Here is a 20,155-nt window from a genome sequence, read left to right on the forward strand (position 1 = left end):
GATCCCCGCGATCCCTACGACCGCGACCCCTACAGCCGCGGCCATGACGACCGGGCCGACCGCGGCGGCTACCCCACCGGCCGCGACAGCCGGACGCCGGGTGGATATCCGGATCCGCGGGGYGACCTTGATCGCGAGTCGGACACGCACCGCCGGAGCCGGCGCGACGCCGAGTACGGCTACGGTGCGGACCCGCTGGGCATGGACGCCTCCGCCCCGCCCGCGCCAGCCGGCGACCGGGTCACCCAGAGCCGGGGCGGCAACCCGCGGCACACAACCGACCCGCGGCACACGACCGACCCGCGGCACGCTCGGCCCGGCGCCGACCCGCGGCTGAGTGATCCGCGACTGAGTGATCCGCGGCTGAGTGATCCGCGGCTGGGCGATCCGCGACTGGGCGATCCGCGACTGGGCGATCCGCGACTGGGCGATCCGGAACTCGGCGGCACCCGCGGCGGCCACGTCGACCCCCGTGACGCGGTCCTCGACGACCCGCGGGCCGGCGCCGGGCGTGGTGCCGGATGGGACCGGGACCGCGCGTCGGCGGGCARCACCGTCTGGGAGGCCATCGTCGAGGCGGAGCGCGAGTACTACGACAGCGGYRACGACCACCGGGTCCCGTTCCCGACCTTCTACCCTCGTCGGGTCTTCGCCCTGGCCGGCTCTCAGATGCTCGTGGGACGGCGCAGCGAGTCCCGTGGCATCCATCCCGACATCGACCTGTCCGGAGCGCCGGAGGACCCAGGGATCTCCCGCAGCCACGCCCTGTTCGAACTGCTGCCCGACGGCGGTTACGCGGTCCGCGACCCGGGCTCCACCAACGGCACCCGACTGAACGACGAACCGGACCCCATCGAGCCCGGCCAGCCCGTTCCGCTTCGTGACGGGGACCGGGTCTACCTGGGCGCCTGGACGCGCATCACATTGCGCGCCCGCTGATCTACCAGGTCGCCTGCCGCTGTCCGGGGCGGCAGGCGACCCGCCGATCGGATCAGGCCAGATGCCAGCGCTGGCCCTCTGGAGTGTCCTCCACGATCAGGCCGGCGGCTGCCAGTCTCGACCGGATGGCGTCGGCTTCCGCGTAGTCCCGTCGGGCCCGGGCCGCGGACCTCAGATCCAGCACGACCTGCATCGCGCCGTCCAGCGCCGGCCTGAACTCGGCACCTGCGGTGGGCCACTGCTCATGCGGGTCGAGACCGAAGATGTTCAGCATCCGGCGGGTCACGTCCACCCACCCGGCCAGCTCCCGGCTGTGGGCCTTCGACAGCACCTGGTTTCCCTGACTCACCGCGCCGAACAGGGCCGCCAGCGCACGCCCGACGGCGAGATCATCGTCCATGGCGATGGTGAAATCGGACCAGGCCCGCCGCGGAGTGAGCCTCGACTCACCACCCGGCCCGGGAACCGGCACCGGCCGGGCTCCGGCCACCGTCGGCTGCGCCCCTGCCACCGACGAGACGACCTCGTCGGCCGCCAGTGCCRCCGCCTCCCCGGGCCCGCCGAGGATGTCCAACGCGTTGCGGACAAAGGTCTCCACMCGGTCGTGGGCCGCGGTGGATTCCGCCAGTGCCTCGGCGCTGTACTCGAGCGTGGACCGGTAGTGCGCGGAAAGCAGGTGATAACGCAGAACCTGCGGACGGACCGCGTCGAGGGCGTCGGCCACCAGGACGGAATTTCCCAACGACTTCGACATCTTCGTCCCGCCGGTCGTCAGCAGGCCGACGTGCATCCAGTAGCGCGCCATCTCGCCGCTACTGGGCTCGCCACCACCGGGCTCGCCACCACCGGGGCCGGGCGAATCGGCCGAAGCCGCGTTCGACGCCGGGCGGGCCGTGGCGGCGCAGACCGTCTGGGCCCGTTCGTTCTCGTGGTGCGGGAAAACCAGGTCGAGTCCGCCGCCGTGGATGTCGAAGACCGGGCCGAGGTATTTTCYGGCCATCGCAGAGCATTCCAGATGCCAGCCCGGCCGGCCGTCACCCCAGGGGGACGACCAGAACGGTTCACCGGGCCTGGCTGCCTTCCACAACGCGAAGTCGCGGGGGTCGGCCTTGCCGGGCTCGGCTTCCACGGACGGTTGCATCGCGTCGGGTCGCTGGTGGGACAGTGCTCCGTAGTCGGCGAACGCACCCACCCGGAACCAGACCGAACCGCCGCTGGCGTACGCGTAGCCCCCCTCCACGAGGGCCGACACCAGCGCGATCATCTCGGGGATGTGACCGGTGGCGCGCGGCTGGATCGTCGGGGGCAGGATCCCGAGAATGCGGTAGGCGTCGTCGAACGCGCGGGTCTGCCGGGTGGCGAGCTCCCAGACCGAGGTGCCGTCCCGATCCGCGTTGATGATGATTTTGTCGTCGATGTCGGTGACGTTCTGCACGAAGGTCACCGAACGGCCGGACTGCACCAGCCACCGGCGCAGCAGGTCGAAGGGCAGCGCCGTGCGGATGTGGCCCACGTGCGGGGCCGCCTGCACGGTGGGCCCACACACGTAGACGCCCACGTGACCGGGGCGTAGCGGCTCGAATGGCCGCACACGCCGCCTGCGCGTGTCGTAGAGGTGGAGACCCATCTGTCAAGGGTACGGCCCCCRCTCGATCGACGGGACCCAAGGGGAGGGTCAGCCGACCGTCAGTACCCGGTCCGCCACGACCCGGACGACCACCCTGACCTCATCCGGATCATCCCACCGGTACACGTCTCCGGTGTACTTCACCGACAGCCGGTCGATCAGTTCCCGRCCGCCCTCCTCGGTCAGGGTCGCGGTCCCGCGGACCTCGACGTAACCGTAGGGATCGCCCTGGTCGAGGAACATCAGTCCGACCCGCGGATCCCTTGCGATGTCGCGTTCCTTCGCACGTCCCCGCACCGTGGACAGCAGCAGTTCGTCCTCGTCGCGGTCCACCCACAGCACGGTCATCCGCGGCGAGCCGTCGGGCTGGATCGTCGCCAGAACGACGTAGGTCCGGGCGTCGGCAAGGGCCCTCACCGGCTCGGGAAGGCGGTCAGCCATCAGACTCCTCGGGGAGGGGCCAGGGTCGGCCCACCCTCTCATCTCCGCGCCGGCACGCAGTCAGTCGATGACAAAACGGCATATCACCGCCTGACGGGCCCGCCGTCAGGCGCGGATGACGAGCGCGGTCGCGATGGCGGCCAAGCCTTCGCCCCGCCCGGTGAGGCCGAGTCCGTCGGTGGTGGTGGCCGACAGGCTCACCGATGCGCCCAAGGCCACGGACATCGCCTTCTGCGCATCCTCGCGACGCCCGGCCATCCTGGGCCGGTTCCCGATGACCTGGACCGAGACGTTGCCGATCGCCCAACCGGCGGCACCGAGAAGCCGAGCCGTCTCAGCCAGCAGGACCGCGCCCGACGCACCCGCGTACTCCGGTCGGTCCGTGCCGAACACCCGACCCAGATCACCGAGGCACGAGGCGGTGAGAAGTGCGTCACAGGCCGCGTGTGCGGCGACGTCCCCGTCGGAGTGTCCGGCGAGCCCGGTCTCCCCCGGCCATTCCAGGCAGGCCACCCAGCACGGCCGGCCGGCGGCGAACGGATGCACATCGACCCCGACGCCGACCCGGGGCAGGATCACCGTGTTCACCAAGCTGGACGCGGGGGCCTGCCGGCTGATGGGCGCGGCGTCCACGACGGGCTCGTCCCACCGCGGGCCGCCGGTCATCCGCCACTCCGGGCGTCCGTGGACCGGGCACCCGCGAACTGAGGCTCCTCGGACCGGGCCTCCGCGGACCGGGCCTCCGCGGACCGGGCGTCGTCCGCGGGGTCGCAGCGGGCGAGTAGCGCCTCGGCGAGCACGAGATCCGCCGGTCGAGTCACCTTGAATGCCTCCTGCGCGCCGGGAATGGTCGTCACCGGCACTCCCAGAGCCTCCACCAGGCCCGCATCGTCGGTCACAGCGATGTCCTCGAGCGCATACGCGGCGCTCAGCACGTCGCGGCGGAATCCCTGCGKGGTCTGCACGGCTCGCAAACCGTCCCGCGGCGGGGTACGCACCACCCGCCCGTCGGCGTCCACCTCCTTGACCGTGTCGGCCAGCGGCACGACGGGAATCACCGCGGGATGTCCGTCGAGCACCGCAGCCGCCACCGCGTCGACCAGCTCGGGGGGCGTCAGCGGCCGGGCGGCGTCGTGGACCAGTACCACGGAGACGTCGTCGTCCACGGCTCGCAGGGCGCGGCGGACCGAATCCACCCGCTCGGCGCCTCCGGCGATCACATACACGTCCCCGCCAAGCAACTGGGCCACGGCATCGACCAGCGTCGGTGGCGCCGCGACGACAATCTGCGTCACCAGCCTGGAGCGACGCAACGATTCCACCGTGCGCACCAGCATGGGCCTGCCCCCGAGGGCTCGCAGCGCCTTGGGAGTACCTCCCCCCAGCCGCTCACCCCGGCCGGCAGCCGGCACGATCGCCGCCACCCGGGGGCTCGCCACCGGCAACCGGTGACCTTCGCCCACCACAGGACCTCCCGTGTGCCATCCGCCACGAGGGCCTGGCCGATCCAGCCGGCTCGGCGCGAGCCGCCGGTGGGCGCAACACCGCCCACCACCGTCTCGACGCCCACTCAGCCGGAACCTGAGTCGGCAACGCGCTCGGGACGGCGGTCTCCCGGAAAGAGAATGCCTTTCCGGATTATCATGCCGTGCCGAATAGATCGCCTGTCGGCCGGACGAATTACGCCTGCGCCAACGAGCCTACGATCATCCGGCGAGAACCTCGTCGAGCATGGCCTCCGCCTTGTCCTCGTTGGTGCCCTCGGCGAGCGCAAGCTCGCTGACGAGGATTTGCCGGGCCTTGCTCAACATTCGCTTCTCGCCCGCGGAAAGACCGCGTTCGCGATCGCGTCGCCACAGGTCACGGACGACTTCAGCCACCTTGTTCACATCGCCGGAGGCGAGCTTCTCAAGATTTGCCTTGTACCGTCGTGACCAGTTGGTGGGCTCCTCGGTGTGCGGGGCGCGGAGCACCTCGAACACCCGTTCCAGCCCGTCCTGCCCGACGACGTCACGCACCCCGACCATGCCGACGTTGTCGGCCGGAACTCGGACAGTCAGATCGCCCTGAGCGACCTTCAGCACGAGATAGAGTTTTTCCTMGCCCTTGATGACGCGAGTTTCAATCGCGTCAATCAGAGCAGCACCATGATGCGGGTAAACAACGGTCTCGCCGACTTGGAACGCCATGTGTCACGTGCCCCTTCCGCCTCTACCAGCGTAACACGCACGCATCGCCGCAGGTCAGACGCACGCTGCAGGTACTCAAGACCAGCAACGCCAGGGTGAGGGACCCGGCGCCGCCTTCCGGCCACCCGCTCCGGAGGACGGACACCCAGGGACTACAGATCCGCCCAGCCACCCGTCAGATCGCCGCGCACCGACATCGAAGATGTCCTACCAGGTAAAATGGGTGACGATCCGGCGGATGTTGGCTGTACGTTGAGCGCGGGCCGCATGGCGAACCCCCGGCGCGGGCCGGCACGGGGTCCCRCCCGGGCCCCGGCCCACCCGATCCACCCGACCGGTCCCGCCGCGGCACACCGGACACATCGCGACACATCGCTATGTAACGGTCATCTCGTCATGAAAATGGGCTATCGCCACGGAACGGACGGCGCTCGCCGGGTCGCCCGACAGGTCGTGACTCCCCCCACGCCGTGATGCTGCCHACGTCCGGGGTCGCTCGGACCGATCGCCCAGGCCAGCCGGCCCGGATAGGGCGCCGAAATCCGGCCCGAGCGTGCTCCTGGGCCGGATCCGCGGGTCTCGTACCGCCCACAGCCGCCGCACGTGATGCCGGGGGATGGCTAGTGTTAGCCCCGCACGGGTGAGTCGGGAGACGGACCGTCTTAGACCGAATCATCCGGGCACCGGGGGTGACCCCTCCGCACCGGTTACGACGGCCGGCGGTGGAGGCGGCGCCACCGGTGGTCGCTCCCCGGGGCGACCGTCAACCAGCACCGGTGCGCACCCGAGGCACCGGTCTCGCGCAGGAGGAGCCACCGAGCTGTGAGCCGCCGTCTGGGTGCCCGTTTCACGTCAGCCACACCCGCCGTCGGCGGGGCGTCCGCCGCCCCGGAGTCGGGCCACGACGCCGGCCGACAGTCCACCTTCAGGCGGCGCATCGCCTCCCACCGGATCGGTGTCGCGCTCCTGGCCTCGGTGGTCGGGTCCGCTGGCCTGGCAAGCTGCGCTTCCGGCAACGACGCGGTGACAAACCTCGCCCGGACCACGACCAACAGCGTCTCGAGCGCCGTCGGCAGCATCACGCTACGCAATGTCTATGTGGCAGGCCCGCTGTCCCGGGGAGACTCCGCACAGATCGTCTCGGCGTTCTTCAACGCGGGCACCGAGCCTGACACCATCATCGGTGTGTCCTCCCCCCTGGCGGCGGGCGGCAGGGTCCCGAGCCCCGCCGAGCTGCCACCCGGTTCCGGAAAGATCTTCATTGCCGACGGCTCCGCGCCGACCCTGCAGAACGTCCAGCAGAACCTGTTGATCGGGTCCCAGGTGCCCGTCACCATCACCTTCGCCAAGGCCGGCAGCATCACCCTGGACGTCCCGGTAGAGCAGCCCGCGCCCGGCGCCTCGGCGGCTCCGGGCGCGGTCACCGGGACGCCGCGGGCAGGGCAGTCCGCCTCGCCGTCGGCCGGCGCCACGCCGGCCTCGACGGTCGGCACGACCTCGTCGACTGCCGCTTCCCGGGTCACGTCGGCCCCCGCCGCGAGCCCTGCGGCCGGCGCCACCACCGCGGGCTGACCCGCCGCTGGGCTGACCCGCCCAGCGGGATCCGGCCGGGGTATCCCCATTCGCGGGTACCCGACGCCCGGGAACCCATTCCGCGCGCCGCTGTCGCCGACATGTCGGACCAGCGGACTAACGTTGCGTCCATGGCATCCACTCGCCCGTCGGCCGGCGGTCGCCCGTCGAGTCGTGCGGCCTCAGGCGGGTTCCGGTGTAACAGCTGCGGCTCGGAGTCCGTGCGGTGGGCGGGACGATGCTCGCGCTGCCAGGAGTGGGGCACGCTGGAGGCCCAGGCCCCCGCCCCACGCCGGGGGGCCGGCCTGGTCGCGGGGGGTCGTTCCGCCTCGTCCGCCGCAGTGACGGCACCGGCTCTGCCGGTCATGTCCGTTGACGTGACCGCGACGCGGCGTCGTCCGACCGGGATCGACGAACTCGACCGCGTGCTGGGCGGCGGCCTCGTTCCCGGCGCCGTGATCCTGCTCGCCGGGGAACCGGGGGTCGGCAAGTCCACCCTATTACTGGAGGTCGCGGCCCGCAGCGCCGCCGCCGGTGCCCGCGCCCTGGTCGTCACCGGGGAGGAATCCGCGGCGCAGGTCAGGCTGCGGGCGGGTCGGACGGGTGCGCTGCACGAGGACCTGTGGATCGCCGCCGAGACGGACCTCGGCGCCGTCCTGCGTCACGTCGAGGAGGTCTCACCGGCCCTGCTGGTGGTCGATTCGGTGCAGACCATCTCCGCGGCCGGGGTGGACGGAGCCGCGGGCGGGGTCACCCAGGTCCGTGAGGTCACCGCGGCCCTGATCCGGACGGCCAAGGCGCTGGGACTCGTGACGGTGCTTGTCGGCCATGTCACGAAGGATGGCCTGGTCGCCGGACCACGCCTCCTGGAACATCTGGTCGACGTGGTGCTGCACTTCGAGGGCGAGCGGCACTCCGCACTGCGCCTGGTCCGCGCGGGCAAGAATCGGTACGGACCAGCCGACGAGGTCGGCTGTTTCGAGATGGACGATTCCGGTATCCATGGCATCGCCGACCCGAGCGGGCTGTTCCTGTCCCGGTCCAGCGGCGCGGGGCTGGAGGCGGTGCCGGGAACCTGTGTCACCGTAACGGTTGAGGGCCGACGGCCACTCGTCGCCGAGGTTCAGGCCCTGGTGGCGGAAACCTCGGCGCAGATCCCCCGGCGCGCCGTGTCCGGGCTCGATCCGGCCCGGGTGGCGATGATTCTCGCCGTGGTCGAGCGCCGGGCGAAGGTGCGCTTCGGCCGGGCCGACGTGTACGCCGCGACCGTCGGCGGGGTTCGGTTGGCCGAGCCCGCGGCGGACCTCGCGACGGCCTTGGCGATCGTCAGCGCGGCCAGGGACCGTCCGTTGCCGGCCGATCTCGTCGCCATCGGCGAGGTCGGCCTGGCCGGGGAGGTCCGCGCGGTGGGCTCGGTACGCCAACGGCTCGCCGCCGCGGCCCGGCTCGGCTTTCGCCGGGCGCTCGTTCCGGCGGACCCCGGCCCGGCTCCGGACGGCATGAAAGTCACCGAGGTACCCGACCTGATCGGCGCGATCAGCAAAATGCATGAAACATAGAAAGTGTGTATTTTTCTAACCATATCGGTACTTCACGATGAGGTGGACCCCACCGGCTCCCGTCGCCCCGATAGCATCACGACAGTGGTAATGGGAGACGGTGGGGGAAGCCAAGGAGCTGAGGGAGCCTGATGGCAGGACCACCCGGAGACGACATCTTCCGGGCGACACTGGCCGCGGTCGCGCCCGGAACCCCCTTTCGCGACGGCCTGGAACGCATCCTGCGCGGGCACACCGGCGCACTGATCGTCCTCGGCCACGACAAGGTCGTCGAGGGTCTGTGCACCGGCGGCTTCGAGCTCGACGTGGAGTTCTCGGCGACCCGGCTGCGCGAGCTGGCCAAGATGGACGGCGCGATCGTGCTGTCGTCCGACCTGCAGCGCATCGTCCGCGCGGCGGTGCATCTGGTGCCGGATCCGACGGTGCCGAMAGAGGAGTCCGGCACGCGGCACCGAACCGCCGAGCGGGTCGCCAAGCAGGCCGAGTTCCCCGTCATCTCGGTCAGCCAGTCGATGCACATCATCGCGCTGTACGTCGCCGGGCAGCGGTACGTGCTGGACGACTCGGCCGCCATCCTGTCCCGGGCGAACCAGGCCCTGGCTACCCTCGAGCGTTACAAGCTGCGGCTAGACGAGGTCGCGGGCACCCTGTCCGCGCTGGAGATCGAGGACCTCGTCACGGTCCGCGACGCGATCTCGGTGAGCCAGCGGCTGGAGATGGTGCGCCGCATAGCCGACGAGATCGAAGGCTACGTCGTCGAACTCGGCACCGACGGCCGGCTGCTGTCCCTGCAGCTCGAGGAGCTGATGGCCGGGGTCGAGACCGAGCGTGAACTCACCGTCCGCGACTATCTGCCGATCGGGTCGAAGGCGGGGACGCCCGCGCAGGTCCTGGGTGAGCTGTCCGCGATGTCTCCGACCGACCTGCTCGATCTCACCGTCCTCGCCCGGGTGATCGGATTCTCCGGCGGGGCGGACATCCTGGACCGGCAGATCAGTCCACGCGGCTACCGCATGCTGGCGAAGGTGCCCCGGCTGCCACGGATGGTGGTCGACCGGCTCGTCGACCATTTCGGCACCCTGCAGAAACTGCTCGCCGCCGGGGTCGACGATCTGCAGGCCGTTGACGGCGTCGGGGAGACCCGCGCCCGAGCGGTCCGCGAGGGCCTCTCCCGGCTCGCCGAGTCAAGCATTCTCGAACGCTACGTATAGTAACGCTACACACGGTAATGCTACGTGTGGTAGCCGAAGGCGACGGGAGGCCGCCTGCCGCCTCCGGCCGGCCTGGTCGCCTGGCACGATGGCGGGAATGACCAGCCCAGCCAGCACAGCCAGCAYAGCCGGCCCAGCCAGCCCAGCCGGAATCAGCAGCGCGTCCGGACCACTGGCCGATCTCGTCCTGGACTGGTTCGCCGTCTGTGGCCGAGACCTACCGTGGCGCCGTCCCCTGACGAGCCCCTGGGCAATCATGGTCAGCGAGGTGATGCTGCAGCAGACCCCGGTCAGCCGGGTGCTGCCGGTCTGGGAGGCGTGGCTGGACCGGTGGCCGACGCCCRCCGCGCTCGCCGCCGAGCCGGCCGGGGAGGCCGTCCGGGCGTGGGGCCGGTTGGGCTACCCCCGGCGCGCCCTGCGGCTGCACCAGGCGGCGACCGTCGTCGTCGAACGGCACGATGGCGAGATCCCCCAACACCTCGACGATCTCCTCGCGCTGCCCGGCATCGGGACGTACACCGCGCGGGCGGTTGCCGCCTTCGCCTTCCGCCAGCGTCATCCGGTCGTAGACGTCAACGTGCGCCGGCTGTTCGCCCGGGCCGTCGAGGGAAGAGCCGACCCGCCGGCCACGGTCAGCCGCCGCGACCTGGTCGAGATCGCGGAGCTGCTGCCGCCGGACACCGAGACGGCCGCCCGGGCCAGCGCCGCGTTCATGGAGCTCGGCGCGCTGGTCTGCGTTGCCCGGGCGCCTCGCTGCGCCGCCTGCCCCCTGCTGGGACGGTGTGCGTGGGTGTCCGCGGGCAGCCCGCCGAGCGCGGGACCCGCACGCCGGCCCCAGGGGTACGCCGGCACCGACCGCCAGGTCCGCGGCCGGCTGCTCGCCGTCCTGCGTGACGCCAGTCCGGCGGTGGGTCAGGAGATCCTTGACCAGGTCTGGGACGATCCGGTGCAGCGGACCCGCGCCCTCGCCGGGCTGATCGACGACGGTCTCGTGGTACGGGTGGCGCCGGGCGTCTACGCGCTGCCCAGCTGACGTCCCTGCGGAAGGGCTCAACCCGGATCGGGAACGGCGCGGAAGCGGTAGCCGACCCCGCGGATGCTCTCGATGACCGTCGGCTGGCCGGCCGTCTCGCCCAGCCGCCGCCGCAGCCGCCGCACGTGCACGGCGAGCGTGTTCGTCTCCGTCTGCGCCGAACCCCAGACCTCCCGCAGCAGCGTCTCGCGCGGGACGACCCGGCCCGCCTGTTCCAGGAGCAGCGCGAGCAGCCGAAACTCCCGCGGCGGGACCGGGACCACGGCCCCGTCGAGGCGGACCTCGTGTGCCGCGCGGTCCAGCTGCACCCGTCCGCCGCGCAGCACCTCCGGCTCGCGCATCCGAGGCGGATACGTTCCGGCCCGTCCGATTCCGATGAACCCCACCATCGCGAGGACCTCGGGAACCCGGTACGGCTTGYCGACGCAGGCGCTGGCCCCCGCGTCGAGTCCGGCGGCGGCTCGCGGCCGGTCATCGGGGCCGACCGCGAGGAGAATCGGCACGTCGTCGTGACCGGGCACGCTACGCACCGTCCGCACGACGGTCACCCCGTCCACCACGGGCAGCCGGGCACTGATCAGCAGCGCGGCCGGATGTCGCAGACCGATCTCCAACAGGGCCAGCGCCCCGTCGGCCACCACGCTGACCTCGACACCGTTCTCGACGAAGGCGTCGAGCATGCCGTCGTCGACGTCCTCGTCCGCGATCAACAGCGCCGGGCAGCTCCCCGGCCCGGTGCCCGTCGTCCGTCTCCGCGGCCCACCGGACGGGCCGCGGTACCGACGTCCGTCGGCTGACGGGTCTACCGCCGCGACCGCCGGGCCTACCGAAACCGCCGGGTCCTCGTCTGCCGAGCCACGGTCTTGCCCCCCCGGTTGACCGGCCCCACGCGGTACCGGGAGCATCCGCGCGTCCTGTCCGCCAATCCCGCCGGCCGTCAGCCGAACCGTCCGGAGATGTAGTCCTCGGTCCGCTTTTCCTTGGGGTTGCTGAAGATCTGCGAGGTCTTGTCGTACTCGACGAGGCGGCCGGGKTCGCCGGTCTTCTCCAACGAGAAGAAGGCGGTCGAGTCGCTGACCCGCGACGCCTGCTGCATGTTGTGGGTGACGATGACGATGGTGAAGCTCGACTTCAACTTCGCGATCAGATCCTCGATCGCAAGAGTGGAGATCGGGTCGAGCGCGGAGCACGGCTCGTCCATCAGCAGGACCTGCGGCTCCACCGCGATCGCCCGGGCAATGCAGAGCCGCTGCTGCTGCCCGCCGGACAGGCCCGCGCCCGGCCGGCCCAGCCGGTCCTTGACCTCCTCCCAGAGGTTCGCGCCCCGCAGTGACTCCTCGACCCGCTCGTCGAGGAGCGCCTTCTTGCGGACCCCGTTCAGCTTGAGCCCGGCGATGACGTTCTCGTAGATGGACATGGTCGGGAACGGGTTCGGTCGCTGGAAGACCATCCCGACGGTGCGGCGGACGGCCACCGGGTCCATCCCGGGCCCGTACAGATCCTCACCGTCGAGGAGTACCTGCCCCTCGACCCGGGCCCCCGGAAGCACCTCGTGCATCCGGTTGAGCGTGCGCAGCACCGTCGACTTTCCGCATCCGGACGGCCCGATGAATGCGGTGACGTTCTTCGGYTCGATGGTCAGGTTCACGTCGGCTACGGCTTTGAACTTCCCATAGTACGCCGTCAGCCCRGAAACGTCGATGCGGGTGGCCATGKCTACCTCGACTCACGATCTTCCTGGATGCTGTTTCAGATGATCGGATCAGATGGGATGGGATGGGATAGGACGTGAGAATGGAATAGGGCGTGATCTGTGCCATGCCGCCGTCCCGAGCCAGGGTCATCACAGCCGCGAGCGTCCGGCGATCAGACGAGCGATGAAGTTGAGCAGCATGATGATGACGATGAGTACCAGGGCGGCGGCCCAGGCCMGGTCCACCGCCGCCTGCTGCGGCTGGCCGGCCTGCGAGTAGATGTACAGCGGCAGTGCGGACTGCTCCCCGGAGAACGGGTTGGCGTTGATGAGGTTCGTGCCGAAGACGGTCAGCAGCAGCGGCGCGGTCTCGCCGGCAACGCGGGCGACCGCGAGCATGACGCCGGTCACGATCCCGGGCAACGCGGTGGGGACGACCACCTTGAGGATGGTCCGCCAACGCGCCACCCCGAGGGCGTAGCTGGCCTCCCGCAGCTCGTCCGGAACGAGCTTCAGCATTTCCTCGGCGGAGCGCACCACGATCGGAATCATGAGCACCGTGAGGGCCAGGGCACCCGCGAATCCGGAGAAGCCCTGGTGAAGGGCGAGGATCCAGAACGCCAGGATGAACAGACCCGCGATGATCGAGGGAAGACCGGTGAGCACGTCGACAAAGAAACTGATCACCCGGCTGACCCGGCCGCGGCCATATTCCACCAGGTAGATGGCCACCAGCAGACCGAACGGCACGGCCAGCAGGCTCGCCAACGCGACCTGCTCCACTGTGCCGATGATCGCGTGGTAGATRCCACCGCCGACGTCACGGGCACCGATGCCGTTCATCGAGTGAGTGAAGAATCCGGGGCGCAGCCGCCTCGCACCCTTCTCGATCACATTCACGAGCACCGCGAGCAGGGGGATGACCGCTAGCAGGAAGGCGGCGTAGACCAGGTTCGTCGCGAACCGGTCCCGGGCCCGGCGGGCGCCCTCGACCAGCGTCGAGGGCACGGTCATCGCGAGGATGAAGAAGACGGCGACCAGCAGGAGGAACTGGATCCTGCTGGAGATCGAGGTCACCAGATAGATCAGGACCGTCAGGACGACGGCACCGGCAGCGGCGGCGAGCGGTACCCAGCGGGGCAGGACCCGGCCCCGCAGCTGCAGCCGGTCCTCACCGCCCGCGACGGCGCTGCCGGGAACGGTCGCGGTTTTCATGCGGCACTCCCCAAGAACTCACGCCGCCGCGCGATGATGGCGCRAGCGATGATGTTGACCAGCATGGTGACGATGAAGAGCACGAGACCGGACGCGATAAGCGCACCGCGGCCGATGTCGTTGGCCTCGCCCCATCCGTTCGCCACGTTCGCGGCGATGGTGTTACCGGCCGGCGCGAGGATCTGCCAGGAGATGTTGAACGACGCCGGCAGGACCAGGGCAACCGCGATGGTCTCGCCCATCGCCCGCCCGAGGCCCAGCATCGAGGCGCTGATGACGCCCGGCTTGCCGTAGGGCAGGACGGYGGTTCTGATCATCTCCCAGCGGGTCGCGCCCAGCGCCATCGCCGCCTCCCGATGCGCACTGGGCACCTGCAGGAACACCTCGCGGGACAGCGCGGCGACGATCGGCAGAATCATGATCGCGAGGACGACACTGGCAACGAAGATCGACCGACCGACCCCGCGATCGGTCTCGAACAGCGGAATCCACCCGAAGTAGTCGGTCAGCCAGCTCTGGATGCCCTTCATGTGCGGCRCGAGCACGAGCAGTCCCCACAGGCCGTAGACGACGCTCGGCACGGCCGCCAGCAGATCGACGATGTAGCCGAGGGCGGAGGCCATCCGGCGCGGCGCGTACACCGTGATGAACAGAGCGATACCCACCGCGACCGGAACAGCGATAATCATTGCGATGGCAGCGGTGATCATCGTGCCGAACAGCAGTGCGGCGATGCCGAAAACCGGCGGCGTGGYGTTGGGGAACCACTCCTCCGTGGTGAAGAAGTTCCCGGTATTGGCGCCGAGGGCATCGGTGGCGCGCAATACCAGGAAGGCCGCGATCGCGGCGATCAGTACCAGCAGCCCGACCCCGGCCGTGCKGGTGGCATTCTTGAAGATCAGGTCAGCGACGCCGACCTTGGCCTTGCCTGTCGAGGTGTCCGCCAGCCCGCCGGCCGGCCGATCACCTCCCGATGGGGCCGTCGCCGAAGCGGCACCCCGAGACTCGGCGTCCGCCGAGCTGTCCGGCTCCGTCGTCATGGGTCCTCTTCCCCTGGTGCTCCGAACTCGACTTCCCGCTCGTGAAATGCCCTGGCCGTCACCGTCTTGGCTGGTCTGGTGCTGCTGGTCTGGTGCTGCTGGTCTGGTCTGAATGCGCTGGCCGTTCCCGGCTGCTCTCACCGTCGTCGTCAACGAACGACGGGCCCGCGATGGGGCTGTTCACMCCACCGCGGGCACCGGCTAGTCCGATCGGAGCTGCGTCAGATCGACGTCAGGACAGCTTGTCAACCACCGCGCGGACCCGAGTCGCTACCGAGTCCGGCAGCGGCGCGTAACCAAGGTCGGCGATCGAGGACTGGCCCGCGTCCGACGCGGTGTAAGTCAGGAAGGACTTGACCAGCTTGGCCTGGTCGGCCGGGAGACCCGTGGTGCAGGCGATCTCGTAGGTGACCAAGTAGATCGGGTAGGCCCCCTTGGTCGCCGCGGTGTAGTCGAAGGTGAGCTTCAGATCGTCACCGCTGGCAACCTTCGCGGTGCTCAGGCCGAGGGAGGCACCATCCGTGCTCGCCTTGACGTACTCTCCGGCACCGTTCTTGACCGCGACCGTGGACAGCCCGGCGTTCTCCGCGTAGGAGAGCTCCGTATAACCGATCGAGTTCTCGGTGGACTTCACGGTCGCAGTCACCCCGTCGCTGCCCTTGGCACCCTGGCCGCCCGGGGCCTTCCAGTCCGAGCCGGAGTCGAAGGTCCAAGCGGCGCCGKCCGCGCCCTTCAGGAACTTGGTGAAGTTGTCGGTGGTGCCGGAACCGTCGGACCGGTGCACCGAGGCAATCGGCGCGTCAGGCAGAGTAACCCCGCTGTTMTCCGCGGTGATCGCCGGGTCGTTCCACTTGGTGATGGCGCCGKAGAAGATCTTCGCTATCGTCGGGGCAGACAGCTGGAGCTTGTCGACACCCGAGAGGTGGTATATAAGCGCCACCGGGCCGACCACCATCGGCAGGTCGACAGCCGTACCGGGGGTACAGCGCTTGTCCGCGTCGGTCTTCTGCTGGTCCTTCAGCGCCGAGTCGGAACCGGCGAAGGAAACCTGCTTGGCGACGAACTGCTGCCGACCGGTCGAGGACCCCGTCGACTGATAGTTGATCTTTGCTCCGTCGCAGGCGTTCTGGTACGCCTTGACCCATTCGTCCATCGCGTTCTTCTGCGCGGAGGAACCCGATCCGGTAATGGAGCCCTTCTCGCAGGCGATCGCGCTCGCCCCGTTCGACGGCTTCGCCGCGGTGCCGCCGGAGTCACTGTTGTCGTCGGTGCCACACGCCGCCACAGTGAGCAGTGCCACCATTGCAGCCCCGATGGCGGCCTGACGCTTGCCTCGGTTCACGAGCAGCCCTTCGTTCTCGCGCGCTACGGCGCCGAATCGTCCGCCCCCTGGACTGGGGCGCCGACGAGAATCGAAGCCACCTCGAATGAACGCAAGGTGAACGTCCGCGAACGCGGACCCATCACCAACCGGAACACATCCATATCACCGGCTTCGCGGTTGGTTAGCCAGCCAATGGCCAATCCGATCATGACTGTGCGCATCAAATGATCGGCAGATAGTCACTCTCGCCCATCGTCCCGAACATCACGCCACGCCCGGAACACCGTGGACAAGTGACCCTCGGTCACGGACGGGAGCGTTACGAGAACGGATGGAAGCGGACAAGAACGGACGGGAGCCTAATGAGAACGGACAGGAACAGGCGAGAGTCCGACAGGAAGAACGCCGAGCCGCCCGGAACTTGATCATTCACGGTCATCGAGCGGCATCGTCGCTGTCAACCTTCCGACGCAGCAAGCATCGAAAGTTCACCGACGCGCGTCATGTCCGGCCCGGGGGGCCGCGCCCTGCGACGCAGTGGGACGGAGCCGGCGAAGCGGCCAACCCGCGCGCCGCGCTACGCAGCTGATCAGGACCTTCGTCCTCTGTTACCAGACGTCCACTCTGAGCACAGATCGCCGGTAGCCAACCCCGCGTTCTCGTGCTTTGCTGTAAAGCAACATCGATGTGGCTGACAGCATCAACGGCGTAGCCGAAGCAACGGCGTAGCCGAAGCAACGGCGTAGCCGAAGAGCACCACGACCCGTCCGTTCCACCCGACCAGTCCACCCGACCAGCGCATCCGCCTGCGCCCGCCCACCGGGAGCCGTCCCGCCCGGCGATGAAGCGCGCCACGGCCAGCCACCGCCGCGTGGCGGGACGACGATGTCCCGTCACGCGGCGGATCGGCGGGGTCCGGCAAGCCGCAGACCGCATGGCGCGGGGCCCGCGGGTACCGCCGCGTCCGGTTGGCCGGACGACCCGGGGCCGGCGCTGCGCACCCCGTGCCGGCGGCACCAACCAGACGCGGCACGACATGCGACACGACAACGGAGGACGACCAGAACATGAACACCGTCGATAACGACGATCTTCTACCAGAACCCCGTCCGGTCATCGGGGGACGGCCACGGTCACTGGCCGAGGTGGTCACCGTCAACGATGGCTTACTCGTCCAACACGAGCTGCTCCTCGCCCCGGGAGCCACCGCTGCCGACCTGACCACCGCGATGATCCTCGTCCCCCCCACGGCCGCGCTGGTCAGCCATCACGGCGACGTGGACGTCTCACTGGTATTCCAGGAGGTTTCGCGGGATGCTCGGCGCGGGGTCGACGGGCAGCCAGTCGGACGCGGCGGCGATCCGGGCCGGACCTGAACCGTCCACTCTGGCGACCGTCCCCTCAGCGACCGTCCACTCTGGCGACGGGCCGTCAGCCGAGACGACCGCGACCGGCGCGAGGCGCCCGCCGGGGCGGCGGACCCAACAGGTGCCGGTCCCCGGGGCCACGAGCCGTGGTCGAGGCAATATCGTGGCGGGGTGGCTGTACTCACCTCCCGCTCGACCGACTTTCCGCGCTGGTATCAGGACGTGCTCGCCAAGGCCGAGCTGGCCGACAACGGCCCCGTCCGCGGGACGATGGTCATCCGACCGTACGGCTACGCGATCTGGGAACGCATGCAGGCCGAGGTGGACTCCCGAATCAAGGCCGCCGGGGCCGTCAATGCCTACTTCCCCCTGTTCATCCCCGAAAGCTACCTGCGCCGGGAGGCCGAGCACGTCGAGGGCTTCAGCCCGGAGCTGGCGGTGGTCACCATCGGTGGCGGCAAGGAGCTGGAGGAGCCCGTAGTCGTCCGGCCCACCAGCGAGACCGTGATCGGCGAATACCTGGCGAAGTGGACCCAGAGCTACCGTGACCTGCCCCTGCTGCTCAACCAGTGGGCGAACGTGGTCCGGTGGGAGCTGCGTCCCCGGCTGTTCCTGCGCAGCAGCGAGTTCCTCTGGCAGGAGGGCCACACCGCGCACGCCGACGAGGCCGATGCCGCGGCCTACGCCCGTCGGATCGCGCTCGAGGTCTACCGCGACTTTATGACGCAGGTGCTGGCGGTCCCGGTGTTCGTCGGAGTGAAGACGCGCCGGGAACGGTTCGCCGGCGCGACCAACACCATGACCTGCGAGGGCATGATGGGCGACGGCAAGGCTCTGCAGATGGCGACCAGTCACGAGCTCGGCCAGAACTTCGCCCGTGCCTTCGACATCGACTTCCTCGGCGCCGACGGAGCCCGGCATCTGGCGTGGACGACGTCGTGGGGCTGCTCGACCCGGATGGTCGGCGGGCTGATCATGGCACATGGCGACGACAACGGCCTGCGTGTCCCGCCCCGGTTGGCGCCGACGCAGGTCGTGGTCCTGCCGGTGCGCGACGAGGAGACCGTCGTCGCGAAGGCCCGCCAGATCGCCGCCGCCCTGACCGACGCCGGTCTTCGGGTGCAGGTCGACGCCCGTCCCGGGTTGTCCTTCGGCCGGCGGGTCACCGACGCGGAGATCAAGGGCATCCCGGTACGGGTTGAGGTGGGTCCGCGGGACCTGGCCGCGGGCAACGTCACCCTGGTGCGCCGGGACACCTCCGAGAAGGTGCCGGTGCCGCTGGCCGAGGTCGCCACGCGGGTGCCGGTGCTGCTGGGCGAGGTGCAGGCCGACCTGTACGCCGAGGCGCTGGCCCTACGCGAGAGCCGGACGACGGACGTCGCCACCGTTGCCGAGGCCGCCCGGGCCGCCCAGGCCGGCTTCGCCCGGATCCCCTGGCGCCTTGTCGGCGAGGAGGGCGAGGCCGAGCTCGCCGAGGAGGCGCTCACCGTGCGGTGCATCCAGACACCGGACGGCGGGATCCCCGAGGCCGGCAGCGACGCCGACGACCTCGTCTGCCTGATCGCCCGCTCCTACTGACGTCCAAGATCCCTGGCGTGGTAGCCGTCCGGGGCAGAGACGATCAGCCGCGCAGACGGGGACCGGTCGGCGGCGACCGTGGAAACCCAGGTCGGTCGTATCTTCACGAACGTATCTTCACGAAGCTTGAATGATGGGACCGGGTTAGGGGTCGTCGTCTTCGTCCACGAAACGTGGCGTAATGCGTACCGCGGTGAGTCCGCCGCCGCGCGGACAAACCGCGCCCGTCCTTCGAGAAGCGGGTTCGATCTCCCTCGACGTGCCCCTCAGAGGCAGATCGGGACCGACGTCGAGATCGATTGTATGGCCGGCGCCTCGGGATCAGGCCGTCGATTCGGCGGGGCTGGCCAGCACCTCGTTCCCGAACTCTTCGGACTTCTCCGGCGAGGAGGAGATAACCGTCCCCCGGTGCTCACCACGGCAGATCGCCGTCATCGCGCCCCGCTGTTCGATATCGAAGATATGCAGCGGCATACCGAAGTCACGGGCCAGGATGAAGGCCGACTGATCCATCACCCGGAGCCCGCGGCTGATCACCTCGTCATAACTGAGGTGCGAGAAGAGCCTGGCCCCTGGATTGATCTTCGGATCGCTGTCGTAGACGCCGTCCACGCCGTCCTTGGCGGCCAGCACCGCRTCGGCATTGAGCTCCAGCGCCCGCTGCACCGCCGGGTAGTCGGTGGTGAGGAAGGGCTGGCCATTGCCGCAGGCGAGGATGRCCGTCGCCCCCTTCTCCAGCAGGTGCACCRCCCGCAGCCGGATGTAGGGCTCGGCCACCGCTGGAACGGGCACCGCCGTCATCACCCGCAGATTGTCCTCACCCAGCGCGGTGAGCTTYCCCCGGAGCAGCAGACTGTTGATGACCGTACTCAGCATGCCGATATTGTCGGCTTCGACCCGGTCAATACCCCACCGGTCCGACTGGTTACCACGGAAGAGGTTCCCGCCGCCGACGACGATCGCCACCTCCACGCCGGACTGGCGGACCGCGATGATTTCTCGGGCGAGGTGCTCCAGCGCGTTGGAATCGAAGCCGAATTCGGCGGAACCGGCGATCGCGCGACCGCTCAGTTTGACGACCACTCGGCGGTATCTCGTCACTGTCTCCCGCTTCCCCTTTTCCATGGTGCGATCTTAACGTAGGCGGGCAATGATCGATCATGAGCCCATGACCCCTCGGGTACACGGTAGAGCACCCGGCTCCCGGGCACGTCGCACGACGGGCGCGCCCGAGAGATTCCGCCGACGGCGGACCGTACCCGCAGCACCTTTCGCCGGCCGGGCACCGACGACCGCCGTCGCGATCCACCGTTATCCGACTCCGGGCAGCCGGAGGTCGGGCCCGGCGGTGCGTGGACGCCGGCGGC

General features: G+C 69.7%; 18 protein-coding genes. 7 read left to right on the forward strand and 11 right to left on the reverse strand.

What is annotated here, in order from left to right; genetic code table 11:
• On the forward strand, positions 1–939 hold a 939-nt coding region (locus CcI156_RS26510; protein ID WP_139341396.1), incomplete at its 5' end, for an FHA domain-containing protein.
• Between the two features lie 52 nt (positions 940–991).
• Here the strand turns inward: CcI156_RS26510 and CcI156_RS01575 are convergent.
• The 5 genes from CcI156_RS01575 to CcI156_RS01595 form a co-directional block, all read right to left on the reverse strand.
• The gene (locus CcI156_RS01575) at positions 992–2,566 is read right to left on the reverse strand and encodes a cysteine--tRNA ligase (RefSeq protein ID WP_076804079.1); all 1,575 of its coding nucleotides are present in this window, start codon (positions 2,564–2,566) and stop codon (positions 992–994) included.
• Between the two features lie 48 nt (positions 2,567–2,614).
• On the reverse strand, positions 2,615–3,007 hold the full coding sequence (locus CcI156_RS01580) for a PPOX class F420-dependent oxidoreductase (protein WP_011438607.1): 393 nt from the start codon (positions 3,005–3,007) through the stop codon (positions 2,615–2,617).
• 105 nt (positions 3,008–3,112) lie between these two features.
• Positions 3,113–3,595 (reverse strand): 2-C-methyl-D-erythritol 2,4-cyclodiphosphate synthase, encoded by a 483-nt coding sequence (gene ispF, locus CcI156_RS01585; protein WP_035729408.1) that lies wholly within the window; start codon positions 3,593–3,595, stop codon positions 3,113–3,115.
• 74 nt (positions 3,596–3,669) lie between these two features.
• On the reverse strand, positions 3,670–4,470 hold the full coding sequence (ispD, locus tag CcI156_RS01590; protein WP_083718258.1) for a 2-C-methyl-D-erythritol 4-phosphate cytidylyltransferase: 801 nt from the start codon (positions 4,468–4,470) through the stop codon (positions 3,670–3,672).
• Positions 4,471–4,713: 243 nt separating this feature from the next.
• Entirely contained in the window at positions 4,714–5,196 is a 483-nt protein-coding gene (locus CcI156_RS01595) for a CarD family transcriptional regulator (RefSeq protein ID WP_076804080.1), read from the reverse strand.
• Positions 5,197–6,018: 822 nt separating this feature from the next.
• On the opposite strand from CcI156_RS01595, the gene CcI156_RS01600 reads away from it, so the two are divergent.
• The 4 genes from CcI156_RS01600 to CcI156_RS01615 all read left to right on the forward strand — a co-directional run bounded on the left by CcI156_RS01600 (position 6,019) and on the right by CcI156_RS01615 (position 10,571).
• On the forward strand, positions 6,019–6,768 hold the full coding sequence (locus tag CcI156_RS01600) for a hypothetical protein (RefSeq protein WP_011438611.1): 750 nt from the start codon (positions 6,019–6,021) through the stop codon (positions 6,766–6,768).
• Positions 6,769–6,869: 101 nt separating this feature from the next.
• Positions 6,870–8,327: a DNA repair protein RadA gene (gene radA / locus CcI156_RS01605; protein ID WP_011438612.1), complete on the forward strand. Its 1,458-nt coding sequence runs from the start codon at positions 6,870–6,872 to the stop codon at positions 8,325–8,327.
• Positions 8,328–8,458: 131 nt separating this feature from the next.
• On the forward strand, positions 8,459–9,538 hold the full coding sequence (disA, locus tag CcI156_RS01610; protein WP_076804081.1) for a DNA integrity scanning diadenylate cyclase DisA: 1,080 nt from the start codon (positions 8,459–8,461) through the stop codon (positions 9,536–9,538).
• Between the two features lie 88 nt (positions 9,539–9,626).
• Positions 9,627–10,571, forward strand: coding sequence for an A/G-specific adenine glycosylase (locus CcI156_RS01615; RefSeq protein ID WP_076804082.1), 945 nt, complete (start codon positions 9,627–9,629; stop codon positions 10,569–10,571).
• A 17-nt stretch (positions 10,572–10,588) separates the two neighbouring features.
• Here the strand turns inward: CcI156_RS01615 and CcI156_RS01620 are convergent, their stop codons facing one another.
• The 5 genes from CcI156_RS01620 to pstS all read right to left on the reverse strand — a co-directional run bounded on the left by CcI156_RS01620 (position 10,589) and on the right by pstS (position 15,861).
• A complete protein-coding gene (locus CcI156_RS01620; RefSeq protein WP_371681741.1) occupies positions 10,589–11,281 on the reverse strand; it encodes a response regulator transcription factor in 693 nt (230 codons plus the stop codon).
• Between the two features lie 227 nt (positions 11,282–11,508).
• Positions 11,509–12,285, reverse strand: a complete 777-nt coding sequence (pstB, locus tag CcI156_RS01625) for a phosphate ABC transporter ATP-binding protein PstB (protein ID WP_076804084.1) — start codon at positions 12,283–12,285, stop codon at positions 11,509–11,511.
• Between the two features lie 129 nt (positions 12,286–12,414).
• On the reverse strand, positions 12,415–13,479 hold the full coding sequence (pstA, locus tag CcI156_RS01630; RefSeq protein WP_076804085.1) for a phosphate ABC transporter permease PstA: 1,065 nt from the start codon (positions 13,477–13,479) through the stop codon (positions 12,415–12,417).
• Entirely contained in the window at positions 13,476–14,519 is a 1,044-nt protein-coding gene (gene pstC / locus CcI156_RS01635; RefSeq protein WP_076804086.1) for a phosphate ABC transporter permease subunit PstC, read from the reverse strand. The genes pstA and pstC overlap by 4 nt, the downstream gene beginning before the upstream one ends.
• A 232-nt stretch (positions 14,520–14,751) precedes the next feature.
• Complete coding sequence (gene pstS, locus CcI156_RS01640) at positions 14,752–15,861, reverse strand: phosphate ABC transporter substrate-binding protein PstS (RefSeq protein WP_139341397.1); 1,110 nt, start codon at positions 15,859–15,861, stop codon at positions 14,752–14,754.
• A 1,049-nt stretch (positions 15,862–16,910) separates the two neighbouring features.
• Here pstS and CcI156_RS01650 point away from each other — a divergent pair.
• Both CcI156_RS01650 and proS read left to right on the forward strand, forming a co-directional pair.
• Positions 16,911–17,219 (forward strand): hypothetical protein, encoded by a 309-nt coding sequence (locus CcI156_RS01650; RefSeq protein ID WP_023840709.1) that lies wholly within the window; start codon positions 16,911–16,913, stop codon positions 17,217–17,219.
• 162 nt (positions 17,220–17,381) lie between these two features.
• A complete protein-coding gene (proS, locus tag CcI156_RS01655; protein ID WP_011438621.1) occupies positions 17,382–18,788 on the forward strand; it encodes a proline--tRNA ligase in 1,407 nt (468 codons plus the stop codon).
• A gap of 321 nt (positions 18,789–19,109) precedes the next feature.
• On the opposite strand, the gene pyrH is transcribed toward proS, so the two are convergent.
• Entirely contained in the window at positions 19,110–19,913 is an 804-nt protein-coding gene (pyrH, locus tag CcI156_RS01660) for a UMP kinase (RefSeq protein ID WP_076804088.1), read from the reverse strand.
• Positions 19,914–20,155: the final 242 nt, after the last annotated feature.

This window comes from Frankia sp. CcI156 (genome assembly GCF_001983015.1).
GTDB lineage: Bacteria > Actinomycetota > Actinomycetes > Frankiales > Frankiaceae > Frankia > Frankia casuarinae.